Below are 18,561 nucleotides of genomic sequence, written 5' to 3'. Positions count from 1 at the left end.
CCACCTGGTTCTATTCATCGGCATTAAAAGCAGCGGGCAGCCACGTCAGTTCGCGCCCGGTAATGGCAATGATGTCAAAACGGCAATTGACCGTCTCAAAACTGCCGCCGCGCGTCAGCAGCCAGAGCGCCGCTGCCCGCAGCAGCTTCTGCTGTTTCTGACGCGTCACGCTGGCGGCTGCTCCGCCGTAGCGCGCATCGCGCCGGTAGCGCACTTCTACAAATACCCAGCAGTCGGCGTCGCGCATAATCAGGTCAAGTTCACCTCCGCGAAAGCGGACGTTACTGGCGACCCACTTCAGCCCGGCGCGCTCCAGATAGTGACGCGCCTGCTGTTCATGCTCCGCGCCGATACGCTGGCGGTTTACTGTACCGGAACGACCTGTCCCTGGCGATACTGGTTCCATGCCAGCTTCCTGTTAATGACACAATCCGTGTCGGCGCTCAGCTTACCGGTGTTGCCATCAATGGCAAAGCCGGCTACCTGCCGCATCTGGTTAAACTGCGTTGCCAGCGTCCAGGCATCGATGCCCATCGCGTAGAGGCGCACCAGCGAATAGTCGTTGTTAAACGTCTTCGCTGCCTGCTGCATCAGGCCAGGGTTAGCGCCGGAGAGCAGCGGAATATCGCTGTACTGCAGGCCTTCCATCTCCAGCCGGAAATCGGGACCGGCGCCCGCCTGCGCGCTGCGCGAGCTGGCATAAAGCGCCGTGCTGTTGCGGCTGCTGGTGCGCATGGCGATCATCGGTTTGATCAGCTGCAGCTCATTCTGGCTGGCGACGATGTAAACGGCGTCCACACTACCGCCACTGCTGTCAGCCGCCGGTGCCGGGGTGCTACTCTGCGGCGCCGGGATCGTCAGGCCTGCAATGGCCACGCTTTGCGGCTGCTCCATTTGTACCGTCAGCGGCGTGCCGCTCAGCGCAATACCGGCTCCGCTGTTAATGCCCTGTTTCAGCTCGGCCACGCCACCAAAGCGCTGCTGCAGCACCGTGGCACCACCCAGCTGCTGCCACTCTTCTGCAAACGCTTTTCCGACCCGGTCGCCATAACTGCTGCGCGGCAGCAGCAGCAGCGGCTGGCGCTTGCCCTGCTCATAGATATGGTGCGCTGCATCACGCGCTTCGTCTTCAGGAGAAAGCGCAAAATAGCAGATATTCGGATGGTTCTGGATCTGTTCCGGCTCGTTTAGCGCCAGTACGTTGAGCGGGGTCTGGCTGTTTGCTACTTCTTCCACATGATTTTTCAGCAGCGGGCCAACGACCAGCGTGGCGCCATCCTGCTGCGCCTGCTGCATGACCTGAGCGATCGGCTGGCTGCTGGTATCGTACACTTTAATCTGTGCGCTGCTGGCGGCTGGCTGAGAGGCTGGTGCAGCAGGCTGCTGCTGCGTGTTCTCCTGCGCAGGCATGCTGGCGGCCGCCGGGCTAACCACGCTGTTGGCCGCTCCGCTATCCGCTGTCGCGTCCGGCGCAGGCTGGGCAGTAGCGCTTTCCGGCGCGCTGCTCTGTGCCGGGGCAGCCGCGCTCAGCACGCCATTTTTTGCATCGTTAAAGCCTTTCTGAATCGCATTCGCAAACACCTGCGCCTGACCGTTCAGCGGCAGCAGCAGGGCGATGGTGCTGGTGGAAGCCTGGCTGAAGTTTTTGACCTGGCTGAGCTGCGCTGGCAGCGTTTTTGCCGCCGGGTTTTGCGGGTAGCGCGTCTGCCAGTCGCTAATGGCCGCCTTCAGCATCTGCGGATCCTGGCTGTTAGCGTGCCAGGTATTGAGCAGATCGAGCCAGCCCTGCAGGGTATTTTCATCGGCATTGATGACAACGCTGTTAAGCTGGTCCTGCGTCAGCTGGGTCAGCGCCTGCCAGGTCGCGTCGATGTTACTCTGGTGTTCGTCACCTTTTAAGAGCGGTTCCTGCGCGATATAGGCGCGCAGCAGCGCCAGCGATGGCCGGTTCTGCGCCGCGGCGATCTGCAGTGCGTAGTAGCGTACCTGCTGATCGGAAGAGAGATCGGCTACCTTAATCGGGCTGAGCTGCTGCTGAGCGCCGCTGTAATTCTGCTGCGCAATCTGCAGCTGCGCGCGCAGCAGCTGCAGCTCCTGCTGCTGCACATCAGAGAGCTGCTGCGGCAGCTGGCCAAGCTGCGTTTGTGCCTGAGGATACTTTCCTTCCTTCAACAGGGCACGGATGGCAAGTAATTGCCAGTCGGTCTTGCTATCATCGCTGCTTTGCTGTGCCTGCTGCAGATAATAGTCAGAGCGTCCGGTTGCGGGCCCCTGAATATTGACGTTAGAGGTTTGCTGCGGACCCTGACCGCTACAGGCGGCCAGAATCAGCCCGGCGAGAAGAACAGGTACAAAGCGTCCTGCTTTACGACGTACGACTTTTGAAGGAAGCATACTGTATCCAGTGATGTTTTTTTCTTGATGCTCAATATTAAATCGGCAATTCGGATGAGACAATGAAACAACTCGATCGGGCAGAGATTTCTGCCAGTACGCTCTATATCGTTCCTACCCCGATCGGTAACCTGGGTGATATCACACAGCGTGCGCTGACGGTGCTGGCGAGCGTCGATCTCGTTGCAGCGGAAGATACACGTCATACCGGGCTGTTGCTACAACATTTCGCCATCAATGCGCGACTGTTCGCACTTCACGATCATAACGAACAGCAGAAAGCGGATGTGCTGCTGGCGAAGCTACAGGAGGGGCAGAGTATCGCCCTGGTCTCCGATGCCGGCACGCCGCTGATCAACGATCCGGGCTACCATCTGGTGCGTCGCTGCCGCGAGGCGGGCGTGCGCGTTGTGCCGCTGCCTGGCGCCTGTGCAGCCATTGCAGCATTAAGCGCGGCGGGATTACCGTCCGATCGATTCTGTTACGAAGGGTTTCTCCCTGCGAAAAGCAAAGGGCGCTGCGATGCACTGCGCGCGCTGAGCGAAGAGCCGCGTACGCTGGTGTTTTATGAGTCGACCCACCGACTGCTGGATACGCTGCAGGATATGGCAGCCGTATGGGGCGCAGCGCGCTATGTGGTACTGGCGCGCGAGCTGACCAAAACCTGGGAGTCGATCTATGGCGCGCCGGTGGGAGAGCTGCTTGCCTGGGTGCGGGAAGATGAGAACCGGCGCAAGGGCGAGATGGTGCTGATTGTTGAGGGACATAAGGCAGATGAGGAGGCGCTGCCAGCCGAGGCGTTGCGTACGCTGGCGCTGCTGCAGGCGGAGCTGCCGCTGAAAAAAGCCGCTGCGCTGACCGCGGAAATCCACGGCGTGAAAAAAAATGCGCTGTATAAATATGCGCTGGCGCAGCAAGAAGAGTGACAAACGTGGTCAGATCGCCTATTATCCTGCGCCGAAGCTGACCAGACAGTCGCCGCTTTGTCGTCGTCCCTTTCGGGGGAGACAGGCAGAGGGGAGGAAAGTCCGGGCTCCACAGGGCAGGGTGCCAGGTAACGCCTGGGGGGCGCAAGCCTACGACCAGTGCAACAGAGAGCAAACCGCCGATGGCCCGGAAACGGGATCAGGTAAGGGTGAAAGGGTGCGGTAAGAGCGCACCGCGCGGCTGGCAACAGTCCGTGGCACGGTAAACTCCACCCGGAGCAAGGCCAAATAGGGGTTCACATGGTACGGCCCGTACTGAACCCGGGTAGGCTGCTTGAGCCAGTGAGCGATTGCTGGCCTAGATGAATGACTGTCCACGACAGAACCCGGCTTATCGGTCAGTTTCGACTTTTCAAATGAAAAGCCCCGCCCCGGCGGGGCTTTTTGTTTTGTGAGCCGCGAGTGCAGGTATTTCCGTTTCTCTCTGCGGCCAGGGGCGCATGAATTCAGCCAGGGACGCATGAATGCGTCCCCTACATCTAAACACCCCGGGGCGCAAGAATGCGCCCCCTACGGTTATGCGTAGGGGCGCCATTAATGGCGCCCGTTTTACATCCGATTAACCGCGGCCGTGGGGTTCATCCCAGTCAAATGCCGGACCGAGTGAAATCACGCCGTTCGGGTTGATGGTTTTATGGCTGCAGTAATAATGATGGCGGATCTGCGGCAGATTCACCGTCTCTGCAATACCGGGCATCTGGTAAATATCGCGCAGAAAGCCATTCAGATTGCGATAGTCACTAATGCGGTGCCTGTCGCACTTGAAGTGAGTAACATACACCGGGTCAAAGCGTACCAGCGTGGTCCACAGGCGCAGATCGGCTTCAGTCAGGCGATCGCCGGTGAGATAGCGATGCTGTCCCAGGATCTGCTCCAGCCGCGCCAATGAATGAAACAGGGCGGTAACGGCTTCATCGTAAGCGGCCTGAGAGGTAGCAAAACCGCTCTTATAGACGCCATTATTGACCGTATCGTAAATCCAGCCGTTAAGTTCATCGATCTTATCGCGCAGATCGGCAGGATAGTAGTCGCCGGCTCGTGCGCCCTGGGCATCAAATGCGCTGTTGAGCATGCGGATAATGTCGGCCGACTCATTGCTGACAATGGTGTGCTGCTGCTTGTCCCACAGCACCGGTACGGTCACGCGGCCGCTGTAGTGCGGATCGGCATGCAGATAGAGCTGGTAGAGAAACTCATGCTGATACAGCGTGTCGCCGGTTGCCTCCGGGAAGCTGTCATCAAACGTCCAGCCGTTCTCCAGCATCAGCGGATGAACCACGGAAACCGATATCATCTCTTCCAGCCCTTTAAGCTTGCGCATCAGCAGCGTGCGATGCGCCCACGGGCAGGCAAGTGAAACGTACAGATGGTAGCGATCGCGCTCTGCTGCAAAGCCGGGCTTACCGTCAGGACCGGCGCTGCCATCAGGCGTGATCCAGTTACGCCATGCTGACTCTGAGCGTTTGAAACGCCCTCCGGTTGACTTTGTATCGTACCAGGTATCGTGCCAGACACCCTCAATCAGCTGTCCCATATGCCCTCCATAGAAAAAAGGGGCGAGGATGATCCTCTGCCCCTGTATTCAGTATATCTGCTGTAAGCTACCTGCGCGCTTAACGGGCGGCGGCGGGCGCCATGCGCTGGCGGATCAGACGATCAATACTCCAGGCGCCTGGTCCCACCAGACCCAGAACCAGGAAACCGCCAGCAATGCTGAGGTTTTTCATAAACATCAGCTGGTTTACGCCTTCTGCAAAGTTGCTGTGAAACAGAAACGCGGTCAGCAGAGTAAAGCCTGCGGTAAACAGCGCGGTAAAGCGCGTCAGGAAACCAAACAGAATAGCCAGGCCGCCACCCAGTTCCAGCAGGATCACCAGCGGCAGCATAAAGCCCGGCACGCCCATTGCCTGCATATACTGCTCAGTACCGGCATAGGCGGTAATTTTGCCCCAGCCGGCCGTAATAAACAGAATAGTCATCAGTACACGCGCGGCTAACAGTCCTGCATCTTCGAATTTTTTCATCATCTACTCCAGCGTAATTTTGTGGCAGGCTGAAAACCTGTCCGTTAATTTCCCGCTGCAACGCAGATAAACGTTCACCGGGCTGATGGAGAGAGATAATAATCGCGGCGCGAAAGGGTTGTAAGCAAGATAAACTGTCGAAGTTATTCAGGAATTCTGACGAAAAAAAACCGGACCTGCTGGTCCGGTTTTTTATAGAGCGGTTAGCGCCCCGGCATGGAGGATTTAATCATGCGCCAGGTGCTCCACAGGCCGAAGCCGCGTTTAACGAGGCGCAGCAGCCGGTTAGGACTGCGCACTGACCAGATGGCCAGCGCGCTGCTGCCTATTGCCAGATAGCGGCGACAGCTGACCAGCGTCAGCCAGCCGCGGTCATAGCGGGCTGTATTTTCCAGCCAGTCACGTCCCGCTGCGCTCAAATCGAGACGCTGCTGCTGAACCGTATTAAGGAGTTCATGAATGCGGGCTTCGCGTTCATGGCGACTGCTCATGAGCGGTCCTCCTCCAGTAGTTTACGATCGGAATCGAGCTCTTTACGGGTATGACGCAGCAGCGTCGACTGACGCGATTTACGCAGCGTCCACAGACCAAAAATCAGCGCAAGCAAAAACAGTACGCCTGTGGTCACTCCGATTGCCATCAGCCGGTATTGTGCATCAACCGCCCAGATGATTAATACCATCAGGCTCATCAACCCAAATGCCGTAAACAGCATGGTCAGGCCAATCATGATCAGCATCTGGATCAGATTGGCTTTCTCTTCTTCCAGCTCAACAACGGCCAGCCGGACACGCGTCTCGACCATACTGACCAGCGTAGTTACCACGCGCTGACCGATGTTAAAGACCCCTTTGCCCGGGCCGTGGCTTTGCTGAGAATCGTTCATATCAACGACGCGAAATCAGAATGCCAATCAGCACGCCCACGGCTGCGCCAACGCCAACGCCGTGCCACGGGTTCTCACGCACATAGTCTTCCGCTTTCTCTGCGGCTTCACGCGTGGATTTGGCAATACGCTCACCGGAATCACCCAGACGCTCGCGTGAACTTTCCAGTGCGCCGCGCGCTTTGTGACGCAGGCGATCCAGCTCGCTACGGGATTTGTCTGCAGAGCTGCTTAATACTTCTTCCAGGGTGTCGGCCAGATTTTTCAGTTCGGCGCGCAGATGTTCAGATGTGGTGTCTTTAGCCATGAGAGTTCTCCATTACTTCAATTATTTATGTCCGATTAGTAAGGCTCTGCAGCAAGCTTTTTCAGCTCCTGTCGTGCCTCATCCAGCTTGCGTTCACGTTTTTCAATTTTGTCTTTGTCATCCCTGTCGTCGCGCGCTTTCTGCAGCTCCTGCTCGCGCTCGGCCACCTTGTTCTGCTGCGACTTCAGACGCTCTGAGTGCGCTGATTTCAGCTGCCGATCGCTGCAGCTGGCGCGAACTTCTGTCAGCGCCCGTTCCAGTCCGTTTACCCGGCGCTGATTATCATGCTGTTTTGCCATCGCAATCTCATGCCGGATATCGCGCTCTTTTTGCTGACACAGCGACTCTGCCGCCAGCAGAGAGCCAGAGCAGGAGATAAGCATGGCACCCAGAAGAAGTTGTTTCATCACGTTCACACCTTCCATTGTTGATGAACTGCCGTCTGCCAGACAGGAGCGTATCCCGGCGTCGCGTCGGCGTGTGCTAACGTTAAGCATAGTCAGCCGGGGCAAAAATTCAAAAAAGACGAAGAGATAGCGGAGAAAAAGTATCGTCTGACCGCAGGTCAGACGATCGGATTAGCTGTAGGTCGGGGGATTGGTGTCGCGCGGTTGCTGTGAGGCCTGCGGGCCAGCGGCCACAACAAAACCCTGTGGTAATAAGCGGCGTAATACCTTCTGCGCCGCCAGACTCTGTTCTTCATCTTCAAAGTGGATCACCAGCGCATCTCCTGCTGGCGTAATACTTTTAATGCGCACGCCCTGGGCAGAGAGCTGCTGATAAAGATAAAAGCCATCCGGCAGATTGGTGCCGCTATGCGCCACGCGAATTTGTACCACGGTTTCATGTTGCCACAGCAGTGGAGCAGCCCCGGCCGCGAGCAGCAGCAGCAGGCCGCCGCACAGCCACGGCAGCAGCGGTCGGGTAAAGAGACGTCCTGTTTTCATTACTGCGCTTTCCCGTTTTGTCCTGCCTGACGCTTACGCCACAGTACGACCAGCGAGCCGATCAGGCCGATGACCAGCAGCGCCAGCGGCAGCATCATCAGAAAAAACATCAGCTCATCTTCATAACGGCGAAACAGCGGTGTTTTGCCCAGTGCAAAGCCAAGTACGGTCAGGATCAATACCCACAGGAAGCCACTCATCCAGTTAAAGAACTGAAAGCGCGCATTACTCAAACCAGATAACCCTGCAATGGTGGGCAGCAGCGTGCGTACAAACGCAATAAAGCGCCCAATCAACAGGGCAGAGAGACCGTGACGATGGAACAGGCTGTGGGCGCGCTGGTGGTATTGTGCCGGCAGGTGCGAAAGCCATTTCTGTACGGTAGGGGTATTACCCAGCCATCGCCCCTGGATATAACTTACCCAGCAGCCGAGGCTGGCACCTGTGGTGAGAACCAGCAGCGTCAGGGGAAAACTCATTGTGCCTTTGGCAATCAGCACGCCGACAAGGATCAGCAGGCTGTCACCGGGCAGGAAGGCGGCAGGAAGCAGGCCATTTTCAAGAAACAGGATCATGAACAGTAAGCCGTAGATCGCCCACACCAGCGTGGGGTCAGAGAGCATCTCATAATCCTGCTGCCACAGGGCATGCAGCAGTGCTTTCAAAATATCCATCAATCTTTCCCGAACATCATTGTTAAACGAGCCCATCAGGGGCTAAAGCGCAGGCAGAGGTGAGTTATACATTTTGGGTATGCCACCTGAGCAGGGGTCCGTATCCATGCGGCTATGCGTGTTAAATCAGCGACTTTCTGACGCCCTTGTCGCAAATGGTAAAAAAAGGGCGATAACTGTAACAAATACTTCCCAATTCAGACAGTGCATTATGTCCGTTGTAGTGGAGTTTTACCCTTTGCTGCCAGGAGTAAAAGGAGCTTTACACGAGCTGACACTATTGCAGATTATCTGACCCCGTCTGCAGGTTCAGAATGTACAAACGTGGCCGTTTTTACGCTGTTCGGCTTGATTCGCCGGCCTGCGGCAAACAAGTTGCAGTTACGGGCAGAAGCCGTGTGATTTAGCGTAACGTTGCGCCGCCACCGCTTAGTATTTTCCAGATATGGCAACATTGCCAGTTTATGGCAGCAGTTTGTTACATGAGGCAGAAGGGAAGGATGGCAGCACAGCGGCTATGAAAGCGCGCGGCGCACAGTGTGCGCCGCAGAGGAGAGGTCAGGTCGCGGCGCCGGGCTGGCGTTCCGCTTCTGCCTGGCAGACAGCCGCAGTAAACAGAATGTCGGTTGAGGAGTTCAGGGCCGTTTCTGCTGAATCCTGCAGCACACCGATAATAAACCCAACGGCCACCACCTGCATGGCCAGGTCGTTAGGAATGCCGAACATATTGCAGGCCACCGGGATTAACAGCAATGAGCCACCCGCTACGCCGGAGGCACCACAGGCGCACAGCGTGGCAACCAGGCTTAGCAGAATCGCTGTCGGTACATCGACATTGATGCCCAGCGTATGCACCGCAGCCAGCGTCAGTACGGTAATCGTAATAGATGCGCCCGCCATGCTGATCGTCGCACCCAGCGGAATTGATACGGAGTAGGTGTCTTCATCAAGGTTGAGTCGTTTTGCCAGCGCCATGTTCACCGGGATATTGGCGGCCGAGCTGCGGGTAAAGAAAGCCGTCACGCCGCTTTCACGAATGCAGGTAAATACCAGTGGATAGGGATTACGCCGGATTTTCTGATACACCAGCAGCGGGTTCACAATCAGTGCCATGAACAGCATGCAGCCAATCAGCAGGACCAGCAGGCTGCCATATTCCCACAGCGCCCCAAAGCCGGTAGAGGCCAGAATGGAGGCGACCAGGCCAAAGATGCCCAGTGGCGCGCAGCGGATCACACAGCGTACGACCCAGGTTGCCGCGTGTGAGGCGTCATTTAAAAAATCTTTGGTGCCGGGACTGGCATGACGAAATGCAAGGCCAAGGCCCAGCGCCCAGACCAGAATGCCGATGTAGTTCGCGTTCATCAGCGCTTCGAACGGATTAGCCACCATGCTCATCAGCAGGCCATGCAGCACCTCGGTGATCCCGGAAGGCGGCGTAATTGTCGTGTTACCGGCGGCGAGTGACAGCGTCTGCGGAAAGAGGTGGCTGAAAATCACCGCGATCATCGCGGCAAACAGGGTGCTGAGCAGATAAAGCATAATGATGGGACGGATATTGGTTTTCTGTCCCTGCTGATGGTTAGCAATGGACGCGATGACCAGCACCAGAACCAGCAGCGGCGCGACGGCTTTCAGTGCCCGGACAAAGAGTTCACCCAGCAGGCCGGCGGCTAATGCGGCATCGCGCGACAGCCACGCCAGCGCTACGCCAGCGACCAGGCCCACCATGATTTGTTTGACCAGGCTGCCTTTAAACAGCACGCCTGCCACTCTGGAAAGGTTATTTTGCATATCGTGATCTTTTACTATCGGTCATGAGTGTGGTGCGCGTTTATTCCGCGCCAGAGGGTTTGCCCGGCGGAGTATAAGGAAAAGTGCTGGTGAGAAAAGCGATAATTCCGGCTTTGCGTGCGGGATCGATTTTTCAATCTGCTAAACAGAGGAAGTGTGACAGAGATAAAAAAGGGAAAGTTTCATTGAGGCGAAATAAAGCAGGGGCGATTTACGCCCCTGCAGAAGATTATGGCGAGATGCGCCGGCGGTCATTTCGCCGGTTAACCCAGGCGTTGATCAGCAGCGTTCCACCCAGAATAATGCCCACCACGCTGAGTGAGACAGCGACCGGAATGTGGTAAAACTCGACGATGAGCATTTTGATGCCGATAAACACCAGCACGATAGCCAGCCCATATTTCAGCATAGAGAAGCGCTCAGCCACATTCGACAGCAGGAAATACATGGCGCGCAGGCCGAGTATGGCAAATAGGTTAGAGGTCAGCACAATAAAGGGATCGGTGGTTACCGCAAAAATAGCCGGAATACTGTCGACAGCAAAAATCACATCGCTGAGCTCGACCATAATCAGAACCAGCAGCAGCGGGGTGGCAAACAGTACGCCGTTACGGCGAATAAAAAATTTCTCACCCTCCAGCGAATCGGTCATGCGCAGATGCTGACGCAGCCAGCGCACCACCGGCTTATCACCCACGGCCGTGTCATCCTCGCGCGCCAGCGCCATCTTAATGCCGGTAAACAGCAGAAACGCGCCGAAAATATAGAGGATCCAGCTGAACTGCATGACCAGCCAGCTGCCGGCAAAGATCATGATGGTACGCAAGACAATGGCACCCAGCACGCCGTAAATCAGGACGCGCCGCTGCAGCTGGGGCGGAATAGCAAAGTAGCTGAACAGCATCAGCCAGACAAAGACGTTATCCACCGCCAGCGCTTTTTCCAGCACGTATCCGGTCAGGAAAGCGAGCGTCTGCGTAGTGGCAACCTCGCGCCCGGCGTGCGTATCGAGATACCACCAGAAAGCGGCAGCAAACAGCAGTGAAACGGAAACCCAGATCAGCGACCAGATAGCCGCCTGTCTGAACGACATAGTTTGTGCGCCGCGCCGGCCCTGCAGCAGCAGATCGATCGCCAGCATAATCAGCACAACAACGGTAAAGCTGCCCCAGAGTAACGGTGTGCCTATCGATTGCATAATGGTGTCCTGTGCGAAAGTTAAAAAAAACGGCTCCGTCAGAAGACGTAAGCCGCTTTCATTACGCTGCAAGCGCTCCTCGCCTTCCGGCAAGGTCTCACTTACAACACAGAATCACTTCCGGGTTGCCTGACGACCGGATGCGCTACACATCGTAATGACGATCAATCAGCTGACAAGTTACTCCCCTTTGCTTAGAAAAAAATAGCGCAGCCGCACTCCGATGCAATGCAGGACCAGTCATATTTAGCAATATTTACACTTCCTGGCGATCGGCGGGAAATATCACGCCGGTCTGCTGGCGGATGGTGGTCAGCAGCGCTGCTGTCAGCCGCGAAATTTCAAGGCCAGGGTGTGCGGTCTGCTGCGTTTCCACCAGACTGGCAAACACCTCTGCTTCATAGCGCATCGTATTGCTGTGCTGCGGCTGCGTCAGATTCTGCTCAACACCGCTGCGTGGCAGTAGCCGCAGCTGCTGGCACTCTGCCAGTTTCTCAATAAGCAGCGAACCCTCCTCTCCCTGAATTTCGCTCGGAATAGCGGAGTTGCTGACTTTGGAGTGCAGCAGAGTGACGTCGAACTCGCCATAGTGAAGTATCACGGTGCCGTGCGCATCTGTGCCGCTCGCCAGCAGCGTGGCTTCAGCCGTGACGCGCTGTGGCGCACCCCACAGCGTGACGGCAGCAGCGAGGCAGTAATAGCCGATATCCATGATGGAGCCATTGGACCAGCGCGGGTCAAACGTATTCGGGTTTTCACCGGCAAGATAGCGCGGGTAACGGGAAGAGTACTGACAGTAGCTGAACAGCGCCTTACGCAGCGTGCCCAGCTGCGGCAGGGTGCGCTGCAGCTGCAGAAAATTAGGCAGGCTGGCGGTTTTAAAGGCTTCAAACAGCACAACCTGATGCTGTTGAGCGCAGGCGATCATCGCTTCGGCTTCACGCAGCGTGGAGGCCAGCGGTTTCTCGCAGATTACATGCTTACCGTGAGACATAAACAGCAGCGCCTGTTCGCAGTGCAGTGCATTCGGGCTGGCGATATAGACCGCGTCGATATCCTGGCATGCCGCCAGAGCCTCCAGTGAGGTGAACGTGAGCGGACAGGCGTAATCTGCGGCAAAGGCGTCAGCCTGCTGCTGGCTGCGTGAATAGACTGCGCTGAGCGTAAACCTGCCGCTCTCATGTGCTGCGTCAATAAACTGACGGGTAATCCAGTTGGTGCCGACAATGGCAAAGCGAATCACAGGTCTGCTCTCCAGACAAAATAAAGCCGCAGGGTAGCACGCGGCGGCAGGAAACCTGCCGGCACTATTTGATCCTGCGATCCGCATTCCAATATAGTGAGCCCCTGTGTCTGAAAGCCTGCGAACGGGAGAGCCGGGTGAGCGGAAGCAAACATGCATTAAACTGGACCACGCTGCTGATCGCCATTCCGGTGGGGCTGATGGCCTCGCTGGTGACGCTGGCGTTTCGTGGCATTATCGATGTGATTAACCAGCTGCTGTTTAACAGTGACCATGAGATCACCGTGGCGATGCACGTCTGGCCGTGGATCTTCTGGCCGCTGCTGGTGGGCGGCGGCGGCGTACTGGCGGGCTGGTTCCTGCGCTATGCCGTCGCAATTGAGCAGCAGCAAACGGTAAAAACAGACTACCTGGAAGTGATTAACGCCAGGCTGGATGCCGTGCCGACGCGCACCTCACTGTTTCGCGCGCTCTCTTCAATCGCCAGCATTGGCAGCGGCGCTTCAATCGGTAAAGAGGGGCCGATGGTACAGCTCTCAGCGCTCAGCGGCAGTCTGCTGGGACGCTGGCTGCCGGCATCGCTCAATCTGCGCAACAGCGACATTGTCGCCATGGCGGCAGCAGCGGGCCTCTCCTCGGTTTACCACGCGCCACTTGCCTCGGCGATCTTTGTTGCTGAAATTGCTTTTGGTATTTCAGCCCTGCAGCGACTGATCCCGCTGATTGTCGCCTCTGCGGTGGCGGTGATGACCATGTGGGCGCTGGGTTTTCGCAATGCGCTTTATCCGCTTGCCGATACGCTGTTTCAGATGGATGGAGTGAGCCTGCTGATGACAGTGCTGATTGGTCTGGTAGCAGGCGTTGCCGGCTGGCTGCTGATCGCGCTGATTGGCCGCAGCCGGCGGCTATTCAGCCGCGTGCGATCGCTGCCGCTGCGGCTTGGCGCAGGAGGCGTCGCTGTCGGCCTGCTGGCGCTGCTCTCCACGGATATTCTCGGCAACGGCTATGAAGTGATTGTGAAGATCATTGAGGGGCACTATGTCATCACCGGACTGCTGCTGCTGCTGCTGCTCAAAACCCTGGCGACAACCCTCTCCGTAGGCTCAAATGCCGTCGGCGGACTGTTTACGCCCTCGCTGCTGATTGGCGCCCTGCTCGGGGTGATTCTGGCGCAGAGCGCAGCCGCGCTGCAGCTGCCGGTGGGCGATACGCTGCTCTATGCAGCAATAGGCATGGCCGCCGTGCTGGCCGCTGTCAGTCAGGCTCCGCTGATGGCGATGCTGATGGTACTGGAGATGACGCTTAACAGCAGCCTGCTGTTTCCGCTGATGATCGCCTCGGTCCTGGCTTCAATGGTGGTCTACCGCCTGCAGTCCGCCAGCACCTATCCGGTGGTCAGCCATCACCTGAGCCGTTCTGAAGCCTGGTATGATTTTGACCATATGCGTGTCGACCAGCTGATTATTCCCGGTGCAGCGCTGCAGCCGGAAGAGTCGATCGGACAGGCGCTGGCGGTCAGCTCGCTGAAGCGTGAACGCTATGTTTACGTACTGAATCAGGCGGGGCAGTTTCTGGGCGTGGTCTCCATTCACGAGATCTCGCGCAAGGTACTGGCGCAGGAGATCACTCTGGACTCGCCGGTCAGCACCGTCATGGATAGCAACTTTCCCTGCATTTTTCAGGGACAGAGCATGCGCGAAGGGTGGGAGGCATTTTCACGCGTGACGCTCGAGCGGCTGCCGGTGCTGAATAATCCGCAGGAGCGTCGTTTTATGGGCGCCCTGACCAAAACCAGTCTGATTCAGAAAGCACAGGAGTTTCTTTAAGCTGCGTTGCCGCGCATCGCCTGATCGGTCATCCACAGGCGCGCGTCAAATTCCAGCTGATGATAGTCAGGCTCCATATGGCAGCAGAGCTGATAGAACGCTTTGCTGTGATCTTTCTCTTTGAGGTGGGCGAGTTCGTGCACCACAATCATGCGCAGGAAAGGCTCAGGAGCAAGGCGGAAAAAGGTGGAGATGCGGATCTCCGCTTTAGCTTTCAGGTTGCCGCCCTGTACGCGGGAAATGGCCGTGTGCAGCCCCAGCGCATGCTTCATCACTTTGATTTTATTATCCCAGAGGATTTTGCTTACCGGAGGTGCGCTGCGCATATAGCGATTTTTTATCGCCTGCGTGTAGTCATACAGCGCGCGATCGCTGACCACATCATGCGTCTCGGGATAGCGCTGCTGCAGGAACGCGCCTAATCGCTGATGATCAATCAGCATTTGCACCTGTTCGAGGATATTTTCAGGGTAACCCTGCAGATAAATTAATGACATTGGGATTCCTGACGAAAGACAGTATACTGCGCCCCCCTTTTCAGGGCGAAAATTGCGCAAAGTGTACCACGCCGGAGATCCCATGAGCCAACTTGAACTGACCCATAGCACCCTTACGCTGGAGCGCTTTCCGCCGATGCGCGAAGAGAGCCCGTTACAGGCGTGGGATGCTGCCGATGAATATCTGCTGCAGCAGACGCTGCCGGAAGGTCCGGTGCTGGTGTTCAATGACAGCTTTGGGGCATTAACCTGTGGCCTGCAGGATCGGGAGATCTGGCACGTCAGCGACTCCTGGCTGAGCCAGCAGGCAGCCAGACAGAATCTGCGCTTAAATGGTTTGTCTGACGATCGCATTCACTTTATTGACAGCCTGAGCGCGCTGCCTGCGGCGCCTGCTGCTGTCTTAATCAAAATTCCCAAAGCGCTGGCGCTGCTGGAGCATCAGCTGCGTGCGCTGCGCAGCGTGGCCACGCCAGAGACGCTGATTCTGGCGGCAGCCAAAGCAAAAGATATTCATAACTCTACCCTGCAGCTGTTTGAGCGAATTCTGGGTGAGGGTAAAACGTCGCTGGCCTGGAAAAAAGCGCGTCTGATCTACAGCCGTTACAGCGCCCCGGCGCTGGCTGAGGCGGCGGACACTACCGTCTGGCCACTCGATGAGACGCCTTACCAGATCCATAACCACGCCAACGTCTTTTCACGCACTTCGCTGGATATTGGCGCGCGGCTGTTTATGCAGCATTTGCCACACAATATTGAAGGCGAAATCATGGATCTCGGCTGCGGCAACGGCGTGATTGGCTTAATGGCACTGGAGCAGAATCCGCAGGCTGAGGTACTGTTTTATGATGAATCTTATATGGCGGTCGCCTCCAGCGAGCTGAACGTCAGGGTTAACCGCCCGCAGGATCTGTCGCGCAGTCAGTTCCGCGTTAATAATGTGCTGAGCGGCTTTCCCTCCGACCGGCTGCATGCGGTGTTGTGCAATCCGCCGTTCCACCAGCAGCATGCGGTTACCGATCACCTGGCGTGGCAGATGCTGCGCGACGCAAAGCGCTGCCTGCAGTATGGCGGTGAGCTGCGCATCGTGGGCAACCGGCACCTCGGCTATCACCAGAAGATGAAGAAGCTGTTTGGTAACTGCGAACTGGTGGCGTCCAGCGCCAAGTTTGTGGTGCTGCGCGCGGTCAAACTGCGCTGATCACAGACTCAGCGCCAGCGCGGTAGCCTGTGCAATAGCCCGCCGCGCGTCCAGCTCCTGCGCCACATCTGCGCCGCCGATCACCCGCACCGGTTTGCCGCGTGCGGTCAGCTCGTCAGCCAGCAGGCGCAGCGGCTCCTGACCGGCGCAAACCACAATATTATCCACGGCCAGCGTGACCGGTTTACCCTGGTGACGCAGATGCAGCCCTGCATCGTCAATGCGCAGATATTCCACATCCCCCCACATCTCTACGCCGTGCGCCTGCAGGCTGGCGCGGTGGATCCAGCCGGTGGTTTTCGCCAGGCCCGCTCCGGGCTTCCCGCCTTTACGCTGCAGCAGCCAGATTTGCCGGCCGGGAGAGGGTGGCCGGGCAGGAACAATGCCACCGCGCGCCTGCAGCGTGCGATCGATTCCCCAGCGCTGGTAAAAATCCTCTGATGAATGGAGTAAATAGGCGGCCGTATCAAAACCGATACCGCCTGCGCCGATAATGGCGATGCGCTGACCCACCGGTTTTTTATGGCGCAGAAGATCCAGATAGCCGATCACGCTGGCATGATCGATGCCAGGAATAGAGAGCTGACGCGGCGTTACGCCGGTAGCAATGATAATTTCATCCGCGTCTGTCAGCTCTTCGGCACAGACCCGGTGGTTAAGCCGCAGCGTCACCTTCGCTGCCGCAAGCTGATGGCGGAAGTAGCGCAGGGTTTCGCTAAACTCCTCTTTACCCGGGATCTGTCGGGCGATACCAAACTGCCCGCCAATCTCCGCCTCCGCTTCATAGAGCGTTACTTGATGCCCGCGCTGAGCCGCCTGCAGGGCAAAAGCCATACCTGCCGGACCGGCGCCAACGACAGCCAGCTGCTTCGGCTGCGTGGCTGGTACAACCGGCATCAGAGTTTCGTGGCAGGCGCGCGGATTGACCAGGCAGGATGTCACGTTGCCTGCAAAAATCTGATCGAGGCACGCCTGATTACATGCAATACAGGTATTGATAGCTTCAGGCTGACCCTGCGCTGTTTTGGAGACAAACGCGGCATCCGCCAGAAACGGCCGTGCCATTGAAACCATATCAGCAGTCCCGTCGCGCAGCAGGGCTTCAGCCACGTCAGGGTGGTTGATCCGGTTGGTGGCAATCACCGGTACGGATACGCGTTCGCGCAGGTGGCGGGTTACCCAGGCAAAGCCGGCTCGCGGGACACAGGTGGCTATCGTCGGGATGCGCGCTTCATGCCAGCCAATACCGCTGTTGAACAGCGTCACGCCACACGCTTCCAGCGCTTCAGCCAGCATCAGCGTTTCATCCAGCGTGCTGCCGTGCTGCACCAGGTCGAGCAGCGACAGCCGGAAAATAACAATAAAGTCTTCGCCTGTGGCGTGGCGTACCGCCTGCGTCACTTCACGGGCGAAGCGCTGCCGCCGCTGCACATCGCCTCCCCAGGCGTCAGTGCGCTGGTTAGTCTGCGCCGTCAGAAACTGATTAATCAGATACCCCTCGGAGCCCATGATCTCTACGCCATCATAGCCCGCCTGCTGTGCCAGACGGGCGCAGCGGGCAAAATCGGCAATCGTCTGTTCAATTTCTGCTTCGCTCAGCGCATGCGGAGTAAAAGGATTAATAGGCGCCTGGAGTGCGGAAGGGCCTACCAGCGCACGCTGATAGCTGTAGCGTCCGGCATGCAGTATCTGCAGCGCGATTTTTCCGCCCTGCGCATGGACCGCCGTCGTGATCTGACGATGCCAGCCGAACTGACTTTCATCGGTCAGCATCGCACCACCCTGTGCCACCACACCCTGCGCATTCGGCGCGACGCCGCCGGTTACAATTAGCGCCACGCCCTCGCGTGCGCGCTCAGCATAAAAAGCGGCCAGTCGCTCCGCCCCGTCAGGGTGCTCCTCCAGTCCGGTATGCATTGAGCCCATCAGAAAACGATTTTTTAACCGGGTAAATCCCAGATCGAGAGGCGTAAATAAGCAGGGGTAGTGCTCGATCATGATCGGGTACTCGAAAGTGGTCGGATGAGTTAACTCTAACGGTAATCGCGCATGATGGAAGAGGGGGACGCTGAGCTTGTGAGAGACGTCAAAAAAAGCAGGGCGGCAGGTTACGTACGAAGTATCAGCTTGTCTTCGTTACGCACGGGAAGGACCGGCGCGCCCTGAAAGGGCCAGAGTACAGGGCTAATGACTTAGCACTTTTTATATATCATCATGGATTCCTTTTTCCGGAAACGCCGGGTAATTATCAGACCGCGGCAACCTGTGTTCATCGCAACTCGCCTGAGTTTTAAATATTATAGCGGGAAAGTAATCTGGAAATAAGTCTTCAGATAGAGTCAGACAGAGAATTTATCATTTTAACCGCTATTTTAATGTTATTAATGATGCTTGTTAATCATAGCGCGCAGCTGAATGGTGCGATCGGATGAGTGATATATTTATTGCGCGCCAGCCCGCACAGTTAGCGGCAGCCAGCAGCCAGGGTGCCTCTTTTTCTGGATGGATTATCCTTTATTTTATTTGTGAAGCAGTTAATTCCATATCTTAATAATTTTTTATTTATCGGTTTTATATAATTACC

General features: G+C 57.0%; 18 protein-coding genes and 1 other RNA gene. 4 read left to right on the top strand and 15 right to left on the bottom strand.

The genetic code is table 11. The annotated features are described in order from the left end of the window. Positions 1-10: 10 nt before the first annotated feature. Both B4M48_RS17525 and B4M48_RS17520 read right to left on the bottom strand, forming a co-directional pair. Positions 11-406, bottom strand: a complete 396-nt coding sequence (locus tag B4M48_RS17525) for a YraN family protein (protein ID WP_071669191.1) — start codon at positions 404-406, stop codon at positions 11-13. Continuing rightward, entirely contained in the window at positions 364-2,394 is a 2,031-nt protein-coding gene (locus tag B4M48_RS17520) for a penicillin-binding protein activator (RefSeq protein WP_104085392.1), read from the bottom strand. The genes B4M48_RS17525 and B4M48_RS17520 overlap by 43 nt, the downstream gene beginning before the upstream one ends. A 62-nt stretch (positions 2,395-2,456) precedes the next feature. On the opposite strand from B4M48_RS17520, the gene rsmI reads away from it, so the two are divergent. Next, on the top strand, positions 2,457-3,320 hold the full coding sequence (gene rsmI, locus B4M48_RS17515; protein WP_039380525.1) for a 16S rRNA (cytidine(1402)-2'-O)-methyltransferase: 864 nt from the start codon (positions 2,457-2,459) through the stop codon (positions 3,318-3,320). 33 nt (positions 3,321-3,353) lie between these two features. After that, positions 3,354-3,730: RNase P RNA component class A (rnpB, locus tag B4M48_RS17510), an RNA gene on the top strand. 209 nt (positions 3,731-3,939) lie between these two features. On the opposite strand, the gene B4M48_RS17505 is transcribed toward rnpB, so the two are convergent. The 11 genes from B4M48_RS17505 to B4M48_RS17455 form a co-directional block, all read right to left on the bottom strand. After that, positions 3,940-4,914, bottom strand: coding sequence for a glutathione S-transferase family protein (locus tag B4M48_RS17505; RefSeq protein ID WP_150018068.1), 975 nt, complete (start codon positions 4,912-4,914; stop codon positions 3,940-3,942). A 79-nt stretch (positions 4,915-4,993) separates the two neighbouring features. Further along, positions 4,994-5,404 carry a DoxX family protein gene (locus B4M48_RS17500; RefSeq protein WP_039380520.1) on the bottom strand — a complete coding sequence of 137 codons (411 nt, stop codon included), beginning with the start codon at positions 5,402-5,404 and terminating at the stop codon, positions 4,994-4,996. Positions 5,405-5,607: 203 nt separating this feature from the next. Then, complete coding sequence (locus tag B4M48_RS17495; RefSeq protein ID WP_039380518.1) at positions 5,608-5,895, bottom strand: YqjK-like family protein; 288 nt, start codon at positions 5,893-5,895, stop codon at positions 5,608-5,610. Continuing rightward, positions 5,892-6,290: a phage holin family protein gene (locus B4M48_RS17490; protein WP_039380515.1), complete on the bottom strand. Its 399-nt coding sequence runs from the start codon at positions 6,288-6,290 to the stop codon at positions 5,892-5,894. The genes B4M48_RS17495 and B4M48_RS17490 overlap by 4 nt, the downstream gene beginning before the upstream one ends. Before the next feature lies 1 nt (position 6,291). After that, a complete protein-coding gene (locus B4M48_RS17485) occupies positions 6,292-6,597 on the bottom strand; it encodes a DUF883 family protein (RefSeq protein ID WP_039380513.1) in 306 nt (101 codons plus the stop codon). A 35-nt stretch (positions 6,598-6,632) separates the two neighbouring features. Further along, positions 6,633-7,004, bottom strand: coding sequence for a DUF1090 domain-containing protein (locus tag B4M48_RS17480; protein ID WP_139239686.1), 372 nt, complete (start codon positions 7,002-7,004; stop codon positions 6,633-6,635). 171 nt (positions 7,005-7,175) lie between these two features. Next, complete coding sequence (gene mzrA, locus B4M48_RS17475) at positions 7,176-7,544, bottom strand: EnvZ/OmpR regulon moderator MzrA (RefSeq protein ID WP_039380508.1); 369 nt, start codon at positions 7,542-7,544, stop codon at positions 7,176-7,178. After that, complete coding sequence (locus B4M48_RS17470; RefSeq protein WP_039380506.1) at positions 7,544-8,218, bottom strand: DedA family protein; 675 nt, start codon at positions 8,216-8,218, stop codon at positions 7,544-7,546. The genes mzrA and B4M48_RS17470 overlap by 1 nt, the downstream gene beginning before the upstream one ends. Before the next feature lie 558 nt (positions 8,219-8,776). After that, positions 8,777-10,012 (bottom strand): serine/threonine transporter SstT, encoded by a 1,236-nt coding sequence (gene sstT / locus B4M48_RS17465; RefSeq protein ID WP_039380504.1) that lies wholly within the window; start codon positions 10,010-10,012, stop codon positions 8,777-8,779. Between the two features lie 229 nt (positions 10,013-10,241). Then, positions 10,242-11,210 carry a TerC family protein gene (locus B4M48_RS17460; RefSeq protein ID WP_039385651.1) on the bottom strand — a complete coding sequence of 323 codons (969 nt, stop codon included), beginning with the start codon at positions 11,208-11,210 and terminating at the stop codon, positions 10,242-10,244. A 256-nt stretch (positions 11,211-11,466) separates the two neighbouring features. Then, positions 11,467-12,453: a Gfo/Idh/MocA family protein gene (locus B4M48_RS17455; protein ID WP_039380502.1), complete on the bottom strand. Its 987-nt coding sequence runs from the start codon at positions 12,451-12,453 to the stop codon at positions 11,467-11,469. Between the two features lie 137 nt (positions 12,454-12,590). On the opposite strand from B4M48_RS17455, the gene B4M48_RS17450 reads away from it, so the two are divergent. After that, on the top strand, positions 12,591-14,279 hold the full coding sequence (locus tag B4M48_RS17450; RefSeq protein ID WP_288657503.1) for a chloride channel protein: 1,689 nt from the start codon (positions 12,591-12,593) through the stop codon (positions 14,277-14,279). Here the strand turns inward: B4M48_RS17450 and B4M48_RS17445 are convergent. Next, complete coding sequence (locus tag B4M48_RS17445) at positions 14,276-14,776, bottom strand: M48 family metallopeptidase (protein ID WP_039380498.1); 501 nt, start codon at positions 14,774-14,776, stop codon at positions 14,276-14,278. The genes B4M48_RS17450 and B4M48_RS17445 overlap by 4 nt on opposite strands. 82 nt (positions 14,777-14,858) lie before the next feature. Between B4M48_RS17445 and rlmG the strand changes: the two genes are divergently transcribed. Further along, complete coding sequence (gene rlmG / locus B4M48_RS17440; RefSeq protein WP_250341126.1) at positions 14,859-15,977, top strand: 23S rRNA (guanine(1835)-N(2))-methyltransferase RlmG; 1,119 nt, start codon at positions 14,859-14,861, stop codon at positions 15,975-15,977. On the opposite strand, the gene B4M48_RS17435 is transcribed toward rlmG, so the two are convergent. Next, the gene (locus tag B4M48_RS17435; protein WP_288657502.1) at positions 15,978-17,975 is read right to left on the bottom strand and encodes an NADPH-dependent 2,4-dienoyl-CoA reductase; all 1,998 of its coding nucleotides are present in this window, start codon (positions 17,973-17,975) and stop codon (positions 15,978-15,980) included. Positions 17,976-18,561 lie beyond the last annotated feature (586 nt).

It is taken from the genome of Pantoea sp. UBA6567 (assembly GCF_002434165.1).
Taxonomy (GTDB): domain Bacteria; phylum Pseudomonadota; class Gammaproteobacteria; order Enterobacterales; family Enterobacteriaceae; genus Pantoea; species Pantoea eucrina.
This window is presented reverse-complemented; position numbering and strand designations above follow the sequence as displayed.

What these genes read in the sequence shown, in the direction of transcription:
- B4M48_RS17525 (WP_071669191.1), bottom strand. Translation starts at nt 406, where the DNA reads ATGGAACCAGTATCGCCAGGGACAGGTCGTTCCGGTACAGTAAACCGC.
- B4M48_RS17520 (WP_104085392.1), bottom strand. Translation starts at nt 2,394, where the DNA reads ATGCTTCCTTCAAAAGTCGTACGTCGTAAAGCAGGACGCTTTGTACCT.
- rsmI (WP_039380525.1), top strand. Translation starts at nt 2,457, where the DNA reads ATGAAACAACTCGATCGGGCAGAGATTTCTGCCAGTACGCTCTATATC.
- B4M48_RS17505 (WP_150018068.1), bottom strand. Translation starts at nt 4,914, where the DNA reads ATGGGACAGCTGATTGAGGGTGTCTGGCACGATACCTGGTACGATACA.
- B4M48_RS17500 (WP_039380520.1), bottom strand. Translation starts at nt 5,404, where the DNA reads ATGAAAAAATTCGAAGATGCAGGACTGTTAGCCGCGCGTGTACTGATG.
- B4M48_RS17495 (WP_039380518.1), bottom strand. Translation starts at nt 5,895, where the DNA reads ATGAGCAGTCGCCATGAACGCGAAGCCCGCATTCATGAACTCCTTAAT.
- B4M48_RS17490 (WP_039380515.1), bottom strand. Translation starts at nt 6,290, where the DNA reads ATGAACGATTCTCAGCAAAGCCACGGCCCGGGCAAAGGGGTCTTTAAC.
- B4M48_RS17485 (WP_039380513.1), bottom strand. Translation starts at nt 6,597, where the DNA reads ATGGCTAAAGACACCACATCTGAACATCTGCGCGCCGAACTGAAAAAT.
- B4M48_RS17480 (WP_139239686.1), bottom strand. Translation starts at nt 7,004, where the DNA reads ATGAAACAACTTCTTCTGGGTGCCATGCTTATCTCCTGCTCTGGCTCT.
- mzrA (WP_039380508.1), bottom strand. Translation starts at nt 7,544, where the DNA reads ATGAAAACAGGACGTCTCTTTACCCGACCGCTGCTGCCGTGGCTGTGC.
- B4M48_RS17470 (WP_039380506.1), bottom strand. Translation starts at nt 8,218, where the DNA reads ATGGATATTTTGAAAGCACTGCTGCATGCCCTGTGGCAGCAGGATTAT.
- sstT (WP_039380504.1), bottom strand. Translation starts at nt 10,012, where the DNA reads ATGCAAAATAACCTTTCCAGAGTGGCAGGCGTGCTGTTTAAAGGCAGC.
- B4M48_RS17460 (WP_039385651.1), bottom strand. Translation starts at nt 11,210, where the DNA reads ATGCAATCGATAGGCACACCGTTACTCTGGGGCAGCTTTACCGTTGTT.
- B4M48_RS17445 (WP_039380498.1), bottom strand. Translation starts at nt 14,776, where the DNA reads ATGTCATTAATTTATCTGCAGGGTTACCCTGAAAATATCCTCGAACAG.
- rlmG (WP_250341126.1), top strand. Translation starts at nt 14,859, where the DNA reads ATGAGCCAACTTGAACTGACCCATAGCACCCTTACGCTGGAGCGCTTT.
- B4M48_RS17435 (WP_288657502.1), bottom strand. Translation starts at nt 17,975, where the DNA reads ATGATCGAGCACTACCCCTGCTTATTTACGCCTCTCGATCTGGGATTT.